General features: G+C 42.8%; 16 protein-coding genes. 9 read left to right on the top strand and 7 right to left on the bottom strand.

Going from position 1 to position 17501, the window contains the following annotated elements:
- Nucleotides 1-72: 72 nt before the first annotated feature.
- The 6 genes from QNM18_RS06560 to pspF are packed head-to-tail and all read right to left on the bottom strand — an operon-like array spanning nt 73 to nt 6480.
- Nucleotides 73-834 carry an ATP-binding cassette domain-containing protein gene (locus QNM18_RS06560; protein WP_284136706.1) on the bottom strand — a complete coding sequence of 254 codons (762 nt, stop codon included), beginning with the start codon at nt 832-834 and terminating at the stop codon, nt 73-75.
- Nucleotides 819-1826, bottom strand: a complete 1008-nt coding sequence (locus tag QNM18_RS06555) for a peptide ABC transporter ATP-binding protein (protein ID WP_211009824.1) — start codon at nt 1824-1826, stop codon at nt 819-821. Before QNM18_RS06555 ends, QNM18_RS06560 begins: the two co-directional genes overlap by 16 nt.
- A complete protein-coding gene (locus tag QNM18_RS06550) occupies nt 1826-2719 on the bottom strand; it encodes an ABC transporter permease subunit (protein WP_211009823.1) in 894 nt (297 codons plus the stop codon). Before QNM18_RS06550 ends, QNM18_RS06555 begins: the two co-directional genes overlap by 1 nt.
- Nucleotides 2706-3740, bottom strand: coding sequence for an ABC transporter permease (locus QNM18_RS06545; protein ID WP_211009931.1), 1035 nt, complete (start codon nt 3738-3740; stop codon nt 2706-2708). Before QNM18_RS06545 ends, QNM18_RS06550 begins: the two co-directional genes overlap by 14 nt.
- Nucleotides 3737-5380 (bottom strand): ABC transporter substrate-binding protein, encoded by a 1644-nt coding sequence (locus QNM18_RS06540; protein WP_284136705.1) that lies wholly within the window; start codon nt 5378-5380, stop codon nt 3737-3739. Before QNM18_RS06540 ends, QNM18_RS06545 begins: the two co-directional genes overlap by 4 nt.
- Nucleotides 5381-5394: 14 nt before the next feature.
- On the bottom strand, nt 5395-6480 hold the full coding sequence (pspF, locus tag QNM18_RS06535) for a phage shock protein operon transcriptional activator (RefSeq protein ID WP_211009821.1): 1086 nt from the start codon (nt 6478-6480) through the stop codon (nt 5395-5397).
- A gap of 183 nt (nt 6481-6663) precedes the next feature.
- Here pspF and pspA point away from each other — a divergent pair, with 183 nt between their 5' ends.
- The 8 genes from pspA (at nt 6664) to QNM18_RS06495 (ending at nt 13237) form a co-directional block, all read left to right on the top strand.
- Nucleotides 6664-7323, top strand: a complete 660-nt coding sequence (gene pspA / locus QNM18_RS06530; protein ID WP_023397153.1) for a phage shock protein PspA — start codon at nt 6664-6666, stop codon at nt 7321-7323.
- A 78-nt stretch (nt 7324-7401) separates the two neighbouring features.
- Entirely contained in the window at nt 7402-7635 is a 234-nt protein-coding gene (pspB, locus tag QNM18_RS06525; protein WP_211009820.1) for an envelope stress response membrane protein PspB, read from the top strand.
- Complete coding sequence (gene pspC / locus QNM18_RS06520; protein WP_211009819.1) at nt 7632-8033, top strand: envelope stress response membrane protein PspC; 402 nt, start codon at nt 7632-7634, stop codon at nt 8031-8033. Before pspB ends, pspC begins: the two co-directional genes overlap by 4 nt.
- Before the next feature lie 55 nt (nt 8034-8088).
- Complete coding sequence (locus tag QNM18_RS06515; protein ID WP_284136704.1) at nt 8089-9495, top strand: YcjX family GTP-binding protein; 1407 nt, start codon at nt 8089-8091, stop codon at nt 9493-9495.
- Complete coding sequence (locus tag QNM18_RS06510) at nt 9492-10517, top strand: TIGR01620 family protein (RefSeq protein ID WP_284136703.1); 1026 nt, start codon at nt 9492-9494, stop codon at nt 10515-10517. Before QNM18_RS06515 ends, QNM18_RS06510 begins: the two co-directional genes overlap by 4 nt.
- Before the next feature lie 176 nt (nt 10518-10693).
- Nucleotides 10694-11872: a trans-sulfuration enzyme family protein gene (locus tag QNM18_RS06505; RefSeq protein WP_211009817.1), complete on the top strand. Its 1179-nt coding sequence runs from the start codon at nt 10694-10696 to the stop codon at nt 11870-11872.
- A gap of 212 nt (nt 11873-12084) precedes the next feature.
- Complete coding sequence (gene phhA, locus QNM18_RS06500) at nt 12085-12882, top strand: phenylalanine 4-monooxygenase (protein WP_211009816.1); 798 nt, start codon at nt 12085-12087, stop codon at nt 12880-12882.
- A 10-nt stretch (nt 12883-12892) separates the two neighbouring features.
- Entirely contained in the window at nt 12893-13237 is a 345-nt protein-coding gene (locus tag QNM18_RS06495; protein WP_211009815.1) for a 4a-hydroxytetrahydrobiopterin dehydratase, read from the top strand.
- Between the two features lie 97 nt (nt 13238-13334).
- On the opposite strand, the gene barA is transcribed toward QNM18_RS06495, so the two are convergent.
- On the bottom strand, nt 13335-16103 hold the full coding sequence (barA, locus tag QNM18_RS06490; RefSeq protein WP_211009814.1) for a two-component sensor histidine kinase BarA: 2769 nt from the start codon (nt 16101-16103) through the stop codon (nt 13335-13337).
- A gap of 82 nt (nt 16104-16185) precedes the next feature.
- On the opposite strand from barA, the gene rlmD reads away from it, so the two are divergent.
- Nucleotides 16186-17499, top strand: coding sequence for a 23S rRNA (uracil(1939)-C(5))-methyltransferase RlmD (gene rlmD, locus QNM18_RS06485; RefSeq protein WP_284136702.1), 1314 nt, complete (start codon nt 16186-16188; stop codon nt 17497-17499).
- Nucleotides 17500-17501 lie beyond the last annotated feature (2 nt).

Raw genomic sequence — 17501 nt, 5'->3', positions numbered from 1 at the left:
CTTCTAATGATGAATAAAAAAACCACCGCAAGGTGGTTTTTTTATTTTAACAGAGGTCTTTTATTGTCAGATTTACACCGCCAATAGCTTTTTCATCACTTTGGATTGAGGGCGATTGAATATCGTGTCACAACAGCCATATTCGACAGCTTCACCATTGTTCAATACCAACAGTTTATCACTCATATGTTTTACTAGGCTAAGGTGATGAGTGATAAGCACATAGGTTAAATCAGTCTCTTGCTGCAGCTTAAGTAATAAGTTAACTATTTGCGCTCTGACAGACGGATCCAATGAAGATAGTGCTTCATCCAAAACTACTACTTTAGGATCTAAAATCAGCGCTCTGGCAAGTGCTACACGTTGTAATTGCCCTCCACTAAACATATGAGGGTAATATTCATAGTGTTCAGATAACAACCCAACACGAGATAATGTCAGCTCAATTTTTTTATTACGCTGCACTTCCGTTAATTTGGTATTGAAGCGCAGACAATCATCTAACATTTCACCTATAGTAAGGCCAGGGTTGAGAGAGCGTGTGGGGTCTTGGAATATAAGGCGAATATGATGGCATTCTCGTCTAGTTGTGCCATCGTCGACAATCATGTCACCATTTAATAATATCTGCCCTGAATCAGCGTCTTCGGCTCCGGCAAGCACTTTAGCAAGTGTACTTTTTCCTGAACCTGTTTCACCTATCACAGCCAGTGTTTGTCCTGGCGCTACCGCAAACGAAATATCATTCAATACTTTGACTTTATTGCGTCTAAATAGCCCAGAGCGTGTTTTAAACGTTTTACTCAGCGCCTGAACTTTTAACACGGGTTGCATTTTTTCTTCTCTCTATTGAGTGGGAAATGACATGCATAAGAATGACCATGAGACTTGACCAACAAAGGGGTTGCAACACATTCTTTTTGCGCCTGTGGACAGCGAGGTCCTAATCGGCAGCCAATGGGTAAGTGCTGCAAAGGCGGAATTGTGCCTTTTAGGGCGTAAAAAGGGGCTTTGTGGCCTAAGCCGTGGGCATAGTCTGGTAATGACTTGACCAGTGCTTGCGTGTAAGGGTGATATGGATCAGTGAACACTTTTTTGGTCGGGCCCGCTTCAACCATCTGTCCGCAATATAAAACATGGATTGCATGAGACCATTGAGTTATTTCTTCTAACTCATGGGAAATCATTAATATCGACATGTTTTTTAGTTGGTTTAAACTCTTGAGCAGCCTAAAAACTTGAGCGCGTGTAGTGCTTTCTAACGCGGTTGTGGGCTCATCAGCAATCAGTAATTGCGGATTTCTCGCGATTGCCATAGCAATCATTACTTTTTGGCATACTCCTTCGGACAATTCATGCGGATAACTGCTCGATACTTTTTCATCTTCACGTATTCCTACTTTGTGAAGAAGTGCTTTTACTTTCGTCTTCCGCTCTTTTTTTCGGCCAAAGAAGCCTGCCTTGAAGCAATCATCAGGCAGCGATTCAGCTACCTGCTCGAAAATCTTCGCCGTTGGATCTAAGCTTCTGCGGGGTTCTTGATATATCATCGCCATATCCCGGCCAACCACTTTTCGGCGTTTTTCCGGGCTTAGGCGCATTAAATCGACACCACGCCAATGCATTCGGTCAGCCGTGATACGCCAGCGGGCATTGAGTACACCAACAATGGCTTTTGCAATTAAACTTTTTCCGGAACCTGACTCACCAACAAGTGCATGTACTTCGCCTTCCTTAAGGCTCAAGTTTACTTTATCAACTGCACGGATCACGCCATCTTCGGTCGGCAGTTCAATGGTGAGATTTTTAATGTCAAGTAGTTGCATTAGGTTGCCTTTCTAGCTTGGAGTGCTTTTCTCAGCCCATCTCCAACAAGGTTAGTGGCTAACACAGACAAAAACAATAGGGCACCAGGTAAACCTACAGTCCAAGGTGCGAGATATATAAGCCCCAAGTTTTCGGCCAGCATGGCACCCCATTCTGTAGTTGGAGGCTGAGCTCCCAATTTTAGAAAGCCAAGTGCTGCGATATCAAGGATAGCCGTAGAAAGCGCTAGGGTAAATATGACCACAACATGTTCATAAATATTTGGAAATACGCCACGAAATAGGATGTGAGTTCGACTTGCACCGTCCAATCTATAGGCGCCAATATAATCTTTATTCAACTCGTCTACGACTAGGTTGCGGATGGAGTGAATATGTTGCGGTAACAAAGCTAGAATAATTGCCCAAACCGTGTTCAGTAGTCCGGGGCCTAAAATAGCGATAATAATGATTGCCAAAAGCAGTGATGGTATCGCCAGCGTAATATCAAGTAAGTGATTTAAAATACTAGATTTAAACCCTCGGTTGATCCCTGCAAGAGTACCAAGAATCACCCCTAAAACAGTTGTTACAAGCGCGGCAACGATAGACAAACCAAAGGTATAGGTAGCACCATTCATCAGGCGAGAAAGCACATCTCTGCCAAGATCATCTGTGCCGAGAATAAAGTGTACATCACCATCATCATGCCAAGACGGAGGTATAAGCAGTGCGTCACTGTGTTGTTGGTCAATGCCATATGGGGCCAATAGCGGGGCAGTCATTGCTAATAGGGTTAGTCCGATGAACATCCACAGCCCAACAAGAGCGAGGTGATTCGCTTTGAAATTTCGCCATAGGCGAGATAGTGGTGAGCGGTTCGACTCTTCGCTATATAAACTAAACTTTGCCATGAGACTGGTTCCTAGACACGGGGTCAAGTAAAGAGTGAGTCAAATCCGCCAGCATATTTGCAAAGATAACGAACATTGACACAGCGAGCAGTCCGCCCTGAATGGCTGGATAGTCCCGTTGATAAATACTGTCTATTAACCATCGACCTATGCCGGGCCAAGAGAAAATGACTTCGGTGACCATAGCCAATGTGATCAGTGTGCTAAATTGTAGGCCAATTTGCTTTATGACAGGTAACAGAGCATTGCGCAGTGCATGGTCCAAAATAATTTGTCTGCGGTTTAGGCCTTTTGCTCTTGCGGTCTTAATGTAATTTTGTTCCAACACATTGAGCATAGAATCTCTAGTAAACCTGGTAAGTACGGTTGTTGGATACATTGCTAGAACAATTGTTGGCAGTGCTAAATGATGCAGTGCGTCAAGAAATGCTTGTCCACCATAAGGAAAGTCAAGCAGCCAAATGTCTAACAGAATAAAATTAGTAACGGCGGGAATTTCGTATAAAAGGCCAATTCGGCCAGACATGGGAAACCAGCCAAAGCCGAGGCAAAAAACCATAATAAGCAACAATGCGAGCCAAAAAACTGGAATAGAGAAGCCAAGTAGGGTGAGTGTACTAATGACTTTGTCAGGCCATTTTTTATGGTAGGCACTGGTAATGATCCCCGCAGGGATCCCTAATAGAATGGCGACAACCAAAGCGTAAAAACAAAGCTCAAGTGTTGCAGGGAGCAGCAGTGCAACATGTGAGGAAACGGTTTGACCAGATGATAAAGATACACCCCAGTCACCTTCAATTAATCGTCCGATAAAGGCGCTGTATTGCACAATAACGTTATCTTCGATGCGATACTTTTCTTCGAGCAATTGAGACTGACTAAAGCTGGTATTGATCTGTCCACTAAAGTTAGTCAGCAAATCCCCGGGAAATAGGTAATTTAAGCTAAAAGTGAATGCAGTTAGTGCAAATAGCATGAACAGCAGTAAGCTTAGACGTCGCAAAAGATAGTCCAGCATTATTGTGTACCCTTCCTTACATTTGCCAGCGAGACGCCACCAAAAGGTCTCAATTCTGCACCTGAAATTTCTGCGCTGCGAGCTTGAAATCGAACTCCGTGGGCTATTGGCACTAATGGCAATTCACGGATCAGCATCTCTTGCGCTTGTTGATAGTAGAATTTGCGCATTTTCAAGTCATTTGTATCGAGTGCTTGAGTCAAAAGAAGATCAAATTCAGGGTTACACCAATTAGCAGGGTTTTTACCAGTAAATGTCGCCGTGCAACTCAAAAGAGGACTAAAGAAGTTATCAGGGTCCGGGGTATCTGCGGCCCAGCCCAACAAAACACTATCGTGTTCATGGCGGCCAATTCGCTCGATAAAAGTATTCCATTCATACTCAACTATTCTGGTACGGATCCCTATTTGGCGTAAATCACTTTGGATAAGCTCAGCCATTTTTCGTGCGTTGGGGTTATAGATCCGAGAAACAGGCATGGCCCATAAAGTCATTTCAAAACCATTTGGAAACCCTGCTTCCGTTAAATATTGTTTTGCTTTTACAGGATCATAATAAGGCATGGCCTGTGGCGTATATGCCCAAGAAGATGGAGGTAGAATAGATTGTGCAGCGATGCCATTACCATAAAATACAGCCTGCATAATTTTATCAAAATCGATACTATGAGCGAGGGCCTTTCTAACTAACGCATTATCAAAAGGGGGCTTTTCAGTATTGAATGCCCAATATCCAACATTTAAGTTAACAGCTTTGTCGACCACGATATCTTTACGCTGTGACAGAGCTTCTAACTGCGTTGCACTTGGATGAGAGGTAATGTCGCATTCTTTTGTCAGCATTTTAGCAATGCGCGTTGTATTGTTGGTGGTAATGTCATAAACCAATTGGTCGACAGCGTGGTTGTGTTTCCAGTATGCGTGATGTTTGTGAAAGCGTACTAAATTGTCTCTTAAGAAGTGTTTGTATTTGTATGGACCTGTGCCAATGGGCAAAGTATCGAAGAGATGTTTTTTGTCTTGGCTTGCTCTAAACATGGCATATTCTTCAGAGAGTATGACCGCAAAGTCCGTGGCGATATTAGACAACAGGCTACTTTCGGCGCTAAACAGCTCAAAGCGAACCGTATATTCATCGACTTTGATTATTTTTCGGATCAGTTGGTCCATACCGACACTTTGAAAGTACGGATAATTGGCGTCGTGTACAAAGTGATAGGGGTTATAGACGTCAAACAGGCGACTAAAAGAGAAGATGACATCGTCTGCATTCATTGTGCGGCTAGGGGTAAAGTAATCAGTTGTATGAAAAGCGACGTCTTTTCTCAGTTTAAAGGTAATTTTTTTACCGTCGTCACTGATCTGCCAGCTTGTCGCCAGCTCAGGCTTAAATTCAGCCGTGATTGGATCAATACTTATCAAAGAGTTATATAATTGGTTTGCAATTATATCTATGGTGGAACCAGTGGTTGTAACCTGTGGGTTAAAAGATACTGGATTCGCCTCTGCACAGTAAACAATACCTTGTGTTTTACTGGTGGGCTTTGTTTGTGGCACTTCTCCACAAGCAGATAGAATCAAGGCCGCTGCAGCGCCTATTGTGGTTGCTTTGTATCTTTGGCTAATGTTTAACAGGCGAGTCATTCTGGTGACCACAGCTAAGCCTCTTGTTGTGAGTCTAACAAATTGTATTTTTTCAAATATCCCCTTAGCTGATGATACGTCAATCCGAGGTTTTGTGCAGTTTTCTTTTGATTAAATTGGCTAAATTCAAGTGCTTTTTTCAGCAATTCTATTTCGTAATCACTGGAGAGTGTTTTTAAATCACATGGAAAGGAATGTTGTGTGTTTGTAATTGAGCTCACCATGGGGGTCTCTGCGGCCTCTACCACTGCTTCCTGAGTGGGTGAAACATGGCTTGTTAGGTCGGTAACTGGCGCTTTTATTCTTTGTTTTGGTCGAAATGGACTTTCGAATGGGTCAAATGTAATTTGGTGAACAGCGAGGTGTTCATTGCCATGGCGGTAAAGACTGCGCTCTATTACATTTTTCAGTTCTCGAATATTTCCTGGCCAATCATAGTCGAGTAAAGTTTCGGTTGCTTTACGAGTGAAGCCGCTAAACAAAGACCAACCCAGATCTCTGGCCATATTGATGGCAAACTGCTCAGCTAACAATAAAATATCTTCCTGACGCGCTCTCAGTGGCGGCAGAGTAATAACGTCAAAAGCAAGCCTATCGAGCAAGTCATGTCGGAACTCTCCTTGATCGGCTAGGCTGGGCAAATCTTCATTGGTCGCACAGACTAGTCGGGTGTCCACTTTAACGGTTTGCTTGCCACCGACACGCTCGAACTCACCATATTCAATAACACGTAGCAGCTTTTCTTGCACCATGGCAGATGTATTCGCCAATTCGTCTAAAAATAAAGTACCGCTATTTGCGCGCTCAAAGCGGCCTTCATGACGTTTACTGGCTCCGGTAAAAGCGCCCGATTCATGACCAAACAATTCACTTTCTAGTAGGTTTTCGTTTAGAGCGGCGCAATTGAGTTTGACGTAATTCTGGTCCCAACGCTCTGATAGGAAGTGCAGTCGGGCAGCTATGAGCTCTTTACCTGTACCACGTTCACCGATAATAAGTACGGGTTTGTCTAGTGGAGCAAGCTGAGATACCTGATCGAGAACAGCTAAGAAACTGTCGGATTGGCCGAGCAAATTATCCTGTTGACGGAACTGACTCATAATTGACTAACTCTTAGTTTTTTTGACTAATATATAGTTTATTTGAAAAGAGTGTGGATAGAAAGCTTTTTGTTTTAATTGTAGCTTATTGAAAAATAGTATTTATTTTTATTTTCAAAGTTGGCAAGCTTATTGATACATATTTATCAGCAATATAATTCACAACCAATGAGGTACAAGATTATGGGAATTTTTTCACGTTTTGCTGACATCGTTAATTCTAATATTAATGCAATATTGGATAAAGCGGAAGATCCAGAAAAAATGGTCAAATTGATCATCCAAGAAATGGAAGACACACTTGTAGAAGTTCGCTCCACTTCGGCAAAAACACTTGCTGAGAAAAAAGAGTTAGAAAGACGTGTTGAGCAACTTAACGGCCAGGCAAATGATTGGCAAGAAAAAGCTGAGTTGGCACTGACAAAAGAGCGTGAAGATTTAGCGAGAGCGGCTTTGCTTGAAAAGCAAAAGGCCTCTGATGCTGCGCAAAGTGTTGCCGAAGAGCTAAGCCATGTTGAGTCGCACATCGAAAAACTGCAACAGGAAGTGACCACGTTACAAGAAAAGCTGGCAGATGCCAAAGCACGTCAACAGGCTATTGTGTTGCGCCAACGCTCTGCAGAATCACGTCTAGATGTTAAAAAGGCACTTGATAGCACAAAAGTTGAAGATGCATTGAATCGCTTTGAGCGTTATGAAAATAAAATTGACGGTTTAGAAGCGCAAGTCGAGTCTTATGACTTAGGCAAAAAGTCACTGGCTGATGAGATTGCTGATCTGCAAAAAAATGAAAAAGTAGATGATGAACTTGAAGCTTTAAAGAAAAAACTCGCAAATAAATGAACCTAAGCGCACCTACTGTTAAAGTAGGTGCAATAAAATAAAAATACGCTGCCAAGACCAAATAAACAGGAGAAGGTTATGTTAGACGCAGAGATACTGGTTGCCCCAATTATTATTTTTATGATCGTGGTAGCCCCGCTGTGGCTCATTCTTCATTACAAGAGTAAAAAACAGGTGAGCCAGGGTTTAAGCGAGCATGAACACCGTCAGCTGATAGAGCTGGCAAATAAAGCAGAGAAAATGGCTGAGCGTGTCGAAACATTGGAGGCACTGTTAGATCAAGAGTCACCAGATTGGAGGCGTAAAGTATGAGTCATCGACGCAGAGAATTATATCGTGACCCAAAGCGTGGGAAATTAGCTGGGGTTTGTGCAGGACTGAGTGATTACTTCAACATGGAGCTATGGCTTGTACGCATATTGTTTGTGACAGCCGTATTATTGTCTGGAGGGCCATTATTTGTAGTTATCTATATCGCCTGTTGGTTTATTTTAGACCGTAAAGTCAGTGAACCAGAGAGTGCTACTCATAGCCAAGATGCAGATCCTGTTTCTGTTAAGTTTAAAGTATGGCAGAAAGGCGAGCCACCGCGCCAAGCGCTGTTTGACTTAAAAGACAGATTGGGCAAATTAGATGATCGCATTCAATCAATGGAGCGTTATGTGACATCGCCGGAGTTTACGGTGAAAAGGGAAATTAACAAATTATAATGGCTCGTGGCGACTATTCGCCACGCCTCTTTATTTATAGGGACTAGCGATAAGAATGAGCGTAAGACGTGTTACCCACAAAGCACTTGAAAAGCTGCAAAATACAGCACAAAAAACATTGCAACGTTCGTTAGACCAGCATGTTAAATTAGCTGTTACAGGGTTTAGTGGAAGTGGAAAAACAGCGTTTATAACGGCCTTGGTTAAACATTTAACGACTCAAGCAAACAGTCAAAACTTGCCGTTTTTTGATGTGGTAAGGGAGCAACGTTTAATAGCCTGCAAACAGGTACCGCAAACAGCACTCGATATTCCCACTTTTGATTATACTCATGCATCGACCTATTTATTGGGCGAACCTCCCAATTGGCCGCCATCGACTGAACGCATAAATACCCTGACATTGGCCTTAAAGTTTCGCAGCGCCAGTGGGTTGCGTCAACATGTGGCAAATGATCATACACTGTATTTAGAGCTAATCGATTATCCAGGTGAATGGCTAATGGATTTGCCGCTCTTAAATATGACTTATGAACAATGGAGTAAAGCACAACTCGATGTTTTATCGAATCCCGCATTTAGTACGTTTAGTGACTCTTTCTTGGCGGCATTGAAAACATTTGATGCAACACAACCTGTAGATATGTCTGTGCTCAATGAGTTAGCCGATATCTACTCAGATACCTTAATTAAGCTGAAACAAAATACCAAGCTGTCCCAGTTGCAGCCTGGGCGCATGTTGATCCCCGGAGATTTGGCTGGTGCGCCAATAGTGCAGTTTTTCCCTATTGCCATGCATGGAGAGCATGGTGAAGGTAGCCAATATACGCAATTAGAAAGTCGCTTTGAAGCCTATAAAAAACAGGTTATTTCTCCGTTTTACAAGGATTATTTTTGCGCATTCGATAGGCAGCTTGTCTTAGTGGATGTGCTTGGTGCACTGAATGATGGACCTGCAACACTGGCCCAAACTAAACAGGCATTGAAAGACACAGTGAGTATGTTTCAGCACGGTAAAAGTGGTCTATTTCAGCGTTTATTTAAGCCGAAAATAGATAAAGTGCTGTTTGCTGCGAACAAGTGCGATGCAGTGGCTATTACTGAGCAAGATAGCCTTACCCGTTTATTACATGAGCTGTTATGTGAGCAAGAGAATGAACTAAAATTCTCAGGAGTTGAAGTAGATACGATGACCATTTCTTCTGTGAAGAGCTGTCAGTCCAAACAAGTCAAAGAGGGGGAGGGTATACTACACTGTGTATACGGTCGACCTCTGACAGAGTCACAGTACATTACGTATTTGCCGCCTGAACCGCCAGAGCATGTTTTATCTGCGTCTCAGTGGCCACAAGAAGGCTTTAACTTTTTGTCTTTTTACCCTTTCCCCGCTTATCAAGGACAATTAGACCATATCCGGTTAGATCATACACTGCAGTTTTTGATTGGAGATAAGCTAACGTGACAAATTCGAAACATAGATACTCAGGTCGGCGAATAGAGACTGAAGAACCAAATCAAAGTGCTCGTGAAGCCACTCGACCTACCCACCGGTTTGGAGAGCGTATCGATGATGAGGTTGCACCGTTCGACTCTGAGCAAGTGTTTAAACCTTTCTCAGTTGATGAATCTGTAGATAACAGCTTGCAGCCTCAAAAATCAAAGCTGGGATGGCGACATGGGCTGTTGGCGAGTTTATTGATATTGATCCCAGTTGAGCTTGTTTTTACGATTTACAATGCCTTTCAACAAAGTATTATCTTAGCAAGTTTGTACTTACTTCTTTTTATTTCTGCACTAGGCTGGGGAGCCAAGTTTTTATTTCGTGAAGTAAAAGCGCTGCGAACGTTAAAGAATTTAGAAGCGCGCCGAGATCAGGCAGAACGCTTGCTCAACAGCAACCAGATTGGAGAAGCACAACATTGGCTTAGCCCTTTATTGGCAAACTTACCTACAGATACCGTTTCTACATTTCAAAAAAGCTTAAAAAGCCACTACACAGATCAGGAGGTTCTGCAGTTGTATGAAGTCACCTTGTTGCGGGATCAAGATTTGCAAGCCAAGAAAATCATTGCAGAGTATGCGACGACTTCTGCATTGATGGTGGCGTTGAGTCCGATGGCGGTCACTGACATGCTTGCAGTGTTATGGCGAGGTGTGAGCTTAGTCGAAAAGCTCAGTGCGCATTACGGTATTACTTTAGGCTATCGCAGCCGAATAAAGCTGTACAAGCTATTGGCTAAACAAATCGTCTTTGTGGGAGCATCAGAATTGCTGAGCGACCTTGCGGCGACGAGTTTGGGTGCGGAATTACTGGGTAAGCTATCAGCTAGGTCCGCTCAAGGGCTGAGCGCAGGTGTATTTACTGCTAGGCTGGGCTATAAAGCCATGGCGTTGTGTCGACCAATTCCACGTATGGAAAATAAAGCCAACTTTCTTGCTGATTTTGCAAAAAAGCTCACCAATCAATTGATTAAGCAAAACTAATAACTGGGTTTCAGATAAGTTGTTGCTTCTTAGGTGACAACTTATGTGTACAGAGTCACTATATTAATTCTTCTCACATAGCCTTCTGAACTTCCAGCATGCTTGTACATTTATCCATCATGGAATATCTAATTACATAAGATATAAACAGTTTGAATAATAACAACAGGCAAGCAATGAAGAAGTTACACGATCACACTAATTGTATTCACGGTCCAAACCACTTTGATGACCCGCATGGTGCACTAACGGCACCGTTATATCAAAGTTCCACTTTTAAATTTGAGAATGCTGCACAGGGCGCTGCTCGGTTCGCTGGTGAAGAAGCTGGCTTTATATATACGCGGCTTGGTAATCCAACGACCCGAGAATTGGAAGAAAAGCTGGCGCAGTTAGAGGAAATGGAAGATGCGGCTGCAACAGCAACAGGCATGGGAGCGGTTTCTGCTTCAGTATTGAGCTTTCTTCAACAAGGCGATCATTTGATTGCTTCAAGTGCACTATATGGGTGTAGTTTTGCTTTATTTGCACATATGCTGCCGAAGTTTGGCATCGAAGTAAGTTTTGTTGATATGACGGACAGAGAAGCCCTAGAGCGAGCAGTACAACCAAACAGTAAAATGTTATTTGCGGAAACACCTATAAACCCAAATATGACGGTATTGGATTTGGCAATGCTCGGGGAGTTTGCCAATAAGCACAATCTATTGAGTGTGATTGACAATACCTTTATGACCCCATTGCTACAAAAACCCAAGCGTTTTGGTATTGATATTGTTATTCACAGCGCGACCAAGTATCTAAATGGTCATGGCGATGTTGTTGCTGGTATTGTGTGTGGCAGCAAAGAGCATATTGAGACAGTAAAATTAACTGTTTTGAAAGACATTGGAGCGACGATCAGTCCGCATGATGCTTGGTTGATAAACCGTGGCCTAAAAACGCTGCATATTCGAATGGCTCGGCATTGTGAGAGTGCTCAAAGAGTTGCTGAATTTTTAGAGCGCCACCCTAAAGTTGAAAAGGTTTATTACCCAGGATTGGCATCGCACCCTGGTCATCACTATCTTGGCGAACAAATGCAAGGTGCAGGAGGGGTGATTGCATTTGAGATAAAAGGTACGCTCGCTGATGGTGAAGCATTTATCAATGCTACGGCTCTGTGTACTTTAGCTGTGAGCCTAGGTGATCCTGAGACGTTAATTCAACACCCTGCTTCGATGACACACTCACCTTATACACAAGAAGAGCGCTTAGCTGCGGGCATTTCAGATGGGCTGATCCGCATTTCGGTAGGTCTGGAATCCGCAGATGATATCATCGCGGATCTAGATAATGCATTTTTATGTATATAAATATTTACATTAGATTGCTCTGTATGCGCCGCAATTAAAGGGTGTATTATTTTGTGTTCAATTTTGTAGTTTATAGTTTACGAAATTGAGGTTCTTGAGGTAGGCCATTTCAGGCCTGCCTATTAATATTTTGCTCACTTTTACATAGTATCGAAATAACAGGTTTGAACGCTCCATCATGAGAAATGGGGATCAAAATAAAGAAGGTTACTATGGCTAAATCTAGTAAATACACTTCCAAGCAGCCTAATGAGCAAGGCGTTATTGAGTGGAGTGACGAAGAAAATAAAATCTGGTCTGAGTTAGTTGCAAGACAGCTAAAGTGTATTGAAGGTAAAGCATGTGATGAATATATGGAAGGATTGGAGAAAATCAATCTACCCCATGATCGCATTCCTCAGTTGCACGAGATCAATGCTGTGCTTGAAAGGGAGACTGGTTGGCAAGTAGCTCCTGTTCCCGCGCTGATCGATTTTGACGAGTTCTTCAGATTGCTTGCCAACAAACAATTTCCTGTAGCCACGTTTATTCGTTCACGTGAGGAGTTTGATTACCTTCAAGAGCCTGATATTTTCCATGAAATATTCGGCCACTGTGCAATGTTAACGAACCCTGCATTTGCAGAGTTTACACACAAGTATGGTCAGTTAGGTTATGCCGCAGAGAAGAAAGATCGTGTCTACCTAGCTCGCTTATACTGGTTTACCGTTGAGTTTGGTCTAATGCAAACTGACAATGGTTTGCGTATCTACGGCGGCGGGATCCTATCTAGTCCTGGTGAAACCCAGTACGTGTATTCAGATAAGCCTGAAATTAACAAACTTGAAGTACAAGATGTACTTCGAACGCCATATCGCATTGATATCATGCAGCCCTTGTACTACACAATTAGTTCGATAGATGATCTATTTGATATTTCTCAAATGGACATTATGTCTTTAGTACAAAGAGCAAAAGAGCTTGGGCTGTTTGAGCCAAAATTTCCACCTAAAAATAAATTAGCAAGTTAAGGAACCACCCATGTCTGATTTAAGTGCACAAAATTGTGAAGCGTGTCGTGCGGATGCGCCTAAAGTGTCAGATGAAGAGTTAGCAGTATTGATCAAGCAGATCCCTGATTGGGTACCTGAAGTACGTGATGGGATCATGCAGTTAGAAAGAGTGTATAAGTTTAAAAACTTTAAGCTTGCGCTTGAGTTTACAAATAAAGTGGGTGATATGGCCGAAGAAGAAGGTCATCACCCTGGTTTGTTAACCGAGTGGGGTAAAGTGACAGTGACTTGGTGGAGCCATTCTATCAAGGGTCTTCACAAAAATGACTTTATCTGTGCTGCAAAAACTGACGAAGTATTTGCTGCACTGTAATTGTTTTATTTCGGAATGTTAAGGGCGCCTAGGGCGCCTTTTTTATTGTCAGTTTCAAGCGAGATCTGAGCCCGTTTCGGTGAAAATGCACCTTATATTACAAACTGGAAGTTGCCGTGATTTCAGCGTCATCATTCAAGTTGGTCAGCTCATCTATCAGATCTAAAACCTCAGGCTCTACGTAATCGAAGCCTTTATCTTGTTTAAGTGCCGTTTCGATGGTTTCAGCTAACGCTTTTAGTTTGGGTACTCCGGTATAGCAGCATGCGCCGTGGAACTTGTGGATGACTTTTAAGAGCAACTCTGGATCCGCCTGTTCACTGGCTTCATTGAGGTGTTCAATGGTTTCAGGAACACTTTGCAGTAGCATATTTAACATTTCCAGCGCGAGGTGCGGCTTATTACCAGAGCGTTGCAACGCAAGGTTCCAATCCAGTAAGTGGCTTTCAAAAGGTGCAACGCTGCTTACCAGTTGTTCCTCTTTTTGTTCTCGTTCGACAGGAGATGCTGCACTGTGGTCACATATGATTTGTTTCAGCATATCCTCATCAATGGGTTTAGTCATGTAACCACTAAATCCATCCTTTACCAGTTGCTCTTTTTCGCCTGCAAGGGCATGCGCAGTGACGGCGATGATGGGCGTATCATCATTCATAGAAGATTCTTTAATGCTTATACACGCCGTGATCCCATCCATGATTGGCATCTGAATATCCATAAATATTAAATCGTATTTATGGGTTTTACACAGCCCGACTGCTTGCGCACCATTGTGAGCAGTTTCAATGGTTTCAACTTGCTCTTCAAGCAGCGTATAGAGCAGTTTTAAATTAGCATCGTTGTCATCCGCAATAAGCACTTTGAGTGGTAAATGTGTCGCGTTGTTGGTTTCAATCGATAAATCAGGGTGGTCTAACCGGTACGGTGCAGCCAACATCTCGCAGAGTTTTCGGTGGTGAAGCGGTTTGCTGATACATGCATCAGCACCACTACCAATAAGCGACTCTCGCATGTTGTGAGAGATTGTATTGACCATAAGATACAAGTAGTCGGCTTTTTCTCTGGCATGATTTATGTAGCTTTTTACCGTTTGCATATCGTCGACGGTTGCCATATTGCCAACCAGACAAATGTCGTAACTGAACTCTTGTGAAAGTGCATTGAAAAAGGCTTCGTCACTGTCACACACAGTGACTTGCATATGCCAACTTTCAATTTGGGCGATCACAGCGTTGCGCGTGTGTTCTTGTGGTTCAAAGTATAAAACTCGCTTATTCTCAAGAGGCTTGCAGGGGAGGTCGTCATTGAATAAGCGGCTCGGCAAGTTAAAGATAGCGTTAAAAGTAAAACAGGAACCACTGCCAAGTGCCGAGTTTAATGTGATCCTACCTTGCATAACCTCCACGATATGCTTGGTAATAATTAATCCAAGTCCGGTACCACCAAATTTTCGGGTTATGCTTGTGTCAGCTTGAGCAAATGGCGTAAATAGCGTGTCTTGTTTTTCTTGTGCAATACCGAGGCCGGTATCACTGACTGAAACCAATAGAGATGTCTGTGAGTCACCCTTTAGACGATGGCTAATGTCTACTTTGACCGATCCCTTCTCCGTGAATTTAATTGCATTGCTGATCAAGTTGATAAGTACCTGTTTAAAGCGCGTCGGATCGCCGACCAAATTGTCAGGTACTTGTCGATTAACGGCAATTGACAGCTCTAATTGTTTTTCATATGCACTGGGTGCGAGCAGTGTCATTACTTCGTTGACTGCGTCTCTAAGTTGGAACTGAATATTTTCAAGTTCCATAGCGCCCGCTTCGAGTTTTGAGAAGTCTAATATATCGCTAATGATGGTAAGTAGGCTGTTTGCTGATAGCTCAATAGTGTCTAAATAATCTTTTTGGTGTTTATTTAAAGGTGTTTTATACAATTGACGAGTAAAGCCTATTACCCCGTTGAGCGGGGTGCGCAACTCGTGACTCATTTTGGCTAAGAAGTCTGACTTTACTCGGTTCGCGACCTGCGCTTCTTTTTTCGCAATATTCAATTGGATATTTTGTGTTTCATATTGCTCAAGGGTTTCTCTATAGTCACTGGTGGCCTGATCTATGTGCTTTTGCATTTCATCTCTTTGGCCGACCATCTTTTCACTGATGGTGATAAGGCCTTGACGCATCATGTCAAACTCCCCTTGCATTTGCTGATTGACGCCAATATCCGTTTTTCCTTCAATAAGTTTGTCTGTTGCTAACTGCAGCTGGGAGAGTGGAGTAGAGAACATACGACTTAAGCGAGTGGACAAAAAGACACTCAATAAAAGTGCGGCAAGAATAATGGTGCCGCTTAAAAGCAATGCTTTTTGCTGGCCAATAATGGCTTGGTCTTGGCTTATTTCAACCATTAAAACGGCGATGGTTTGGGCATGGGCATCTTGCCATGTAGCGCCAGTGCCATAATCCTTTACAGGCGAAAAGATAACAAAATTATTGCGCAGTTTTTGTGCTTCGGTTGCATGCAGGGCAGCGACATTACCGCGATAGTGCAAATCGTTAAATTCACTATGGTAATTGCTGGTCATAATGAGCTGGTTGTGTAAATCAAAGACCGCAATACTGTTGACCAAAGATGCATGTTGATTGTGCGCTTTAGTAATGATGCTGTGCAATTTGGCTTTATCTTTTGTGTTGAGCGGGTGCTCTACTGTCATTGCCAGCGAGTTAGCGATGCTGGTGCCTTGCTGTTTCAAGATTTGTTCAAGCTCTACGTAGCGATTTATAGTAAAATATCCACCAAGTATTAAGCCGATTAACACCGTCGGGATCAGGGTAAGCAATAAAACGCTATCGCGTAAGCTTAATTTAGACATATTGAGCGATATAAAACTTTGATAATTATGAACTCTAGATTAGCGAGTTCATTGGTGTTTAGCAATGTATAAGGGGCGGTACATGGCACAAATTTTTCGTGCTAAAAAAGCATCAGTGAAAGGTCAGGTCATTGAAGTGTCAATTGAATCACTTGATCATCAAGGGCGAGGCGTAGCAAAGCATAATGGCAAAGTGGGATTTATTGAAGGGGCTTTACCCAGTGAGCAAGTTAAAGTGCGTATTAACCAGCAAAAAGCCAAACTATTTGAGGGCAGTGTTGCAAAAGTTGTTAAACCAAGTGATCAGCGTGTAATTCCATTCTGTCCACACTATCAAGCATGTGGCGGCTGTTCACTGCAACATTTGGAGAAGTCTGCGCAGTTAGTACACAAGCAGCTTGCGGTTGGCAAACTGTTTGCCAAATTTTCAGGTACGAGTGAGTTACCATGGTGCTTACCTATATCCAGTGATGGCTCGCACTATCGACGTGCAGCGCGAATAGCGACGTACTTTGACAAAAAAGAGAAAGTGCTCAAGCTTGGATTTCGAGCATCAAAATCAAAAAAACTCGTCGATATCGCCGAATGTGGTGTTCTGACGACGGTGTATCAATCTATTTTTATCGGCTTAAGAGACATACTTAATCGTCACCCTCAGCTTCGTAGCATTAGCCATATTCAATTATGCGAGGCTGATAACGCGCCTTTTGTGTTGTTCCGTCACACAAAAGCTATTGATTGTACTGTCAAGCACATCGTCACCGACGAGTTTGATAAAAAAGGTTGGCAAGTCTTATGGGATGACGGAAATGCTGAAGTGTCTTATGCATTATTACCTCAATATACAGTTGGTGGCACTCAATTTGAATTTAAGTTGGATAACTTTATCCAAGTAAATTCAGCAGTTAACGAAGCGATGTTACATCAGGCATTGACTTGGCTTGCGTTATCGGGAAATGAGCAGGTGCTTGATCTGTTTTGTGGCATAGGTAATTTTTCCTTATTGTTTGCAAAACAAGCAAAGAAAGTTATTGGTGTCGAAGGGGTTGCTTCTTCTGTTGCAATGGCTACGCAAAATGCGCACACTAACGATATCGACAATGCGCAGTTTTTCCAGTTTGATTTGACCCAAGATATGGCAACAGCAGAGTGGTTTAGCAAGGAGTTAGATACTTTAGTGTTAGACCCGTCACGAACGGGGGCTTATGATGTCCTCAAACAAATGCCACTGAAGCAATTCAACAAGATTTTATACGTGTCATGTGATCCGGTTACCTTAGCAAGAGACAGTGCGCTGATTTTGGCCGCTGGGTTTACTGTTAGCAAAGTCGCACTGATGGATATGTTCCCTCATACTGGGCATATTGAAACAATGGCGTTGTTCCAAAGGAGGTAGTC

The sequence above is a fragment of the Pseudoalteromonas obscura genome, from assembly GCF_030135505.1.
GTDB classification, from domain to species: domain Bacteria; phylum Pseudomonadota; class Gammaproteobacteria; order Enterobacterales; family Alteromonadaceae; genus Pseudoalteromonas; species Pseudoalteromonas obscura.
The sequence above is the reverse complement of the archived record's forward strand: the minus strand, read 5'-3'. Positions and strand labels throughout refer to the sequence as shown.

What these genes read in the sequence shown, in the direction of transcription:
- QNM18_RS06540 (WP_284136705.1), bottom strand. Translation starts at nt 5,380, where the DNA reads ATGACTCGCCTGTTAAACATTAGCCAAAGATACAAAGCAACCACAATA.
- phhA (WP_211009816.1), top strand. Translation starts at nt 12,085, where the DNA reads ATGGCTAAATCTAGTAAATACACTTCCAAGCAGCCTAATGAGCAAGGC.
- QNM18_RS06560 (WP_284136706.1), bottom strand. Translation starts at nt 834, where the DNA reads ATGCAACCCGTGTTAAAAGTTCAGGCGCTGAGTAAAACGTTTAAAACA.
- pspA (WP_023397153.1), top strand. Translation starts at nt 6,664, where the DNA reads ATGGGAATTTTTTCACGTTTTGCTGACATCGTTAATTCTAATATTAAT.
- QNM18_RS06515 (WP_284136704.1), top strand. Translation starts at nt 8,089, where the DNA reads ATGAGCGTAAGACGTGTTACCCACAAAGCACTTGAAAAGCTGCAAAAT.
- QNM18_RS06495 (WP_211009815.1), top strand. Translation starts at nt 12,893, where the DNA reads ATGTCTGATTTAAGTGCACAAAATTGTGAAGCGTGTCGTGCGGATGCG.
- QNM18_RS06555 (WP_211009824.1), bottom strand. Translation starts at nt 1,826, where the DNA reads ATGCAACTACTTGACATTAAAAATCTCACCATTGAACTGCCGACCGAA.
- QNM18_RS06505 (WP_211009817.1), top strand. Translation starts at nt 10,694, where the DNA reads ATGAAGAAGTTACACGATCACACTAATTGTATTCACGGTCCAAACCAC.
- barA (WP_211009814.1), bottom strand. Translation starts at nt 16,103, where the DNA reads ATGTCTAAATTAAGCTTACGCGATAGCGTTTTATTGCTTACCCTGATC.
- pspF (WP_211009821.1), bottom strand. Translation starts at nt 6,480, where the DNA reads ATGAGTCAGTTCCGTCAACAGGATAATTTGCTCGGCCAATCCGACAGT.
- pspB (WP_211009820.1), top strand. Translation starts at nt 7,402, where the DNA reads ATGTTAGACGCAGAGATACTGGTTGCCCCAATTATTATTTTTATGATC.
- rlmD (WP_284136702.1), top strand. Translation starts at nt 16,186, where the DNA reads ATGGCACAAATTTTTCGTGCTAAAAAAGCATCAGTGAAAGGTCAGGTC.
- pspC (WP_211009819.1), top strand. Translation starts at nt 7,632, where the DNA reads ATGAGTCATCGACGCAGAGAATTATATCGTGACCCAAAGCGTGGGAAA.
- QNM18_RS06550 (WP_211009823.1), bottom strand. Translation starts at nt 2,719, where the DNA reads ATGGCAAAGTTTAGTTTATATAGCGAAGAGTCGAACCGCTCACCACTA.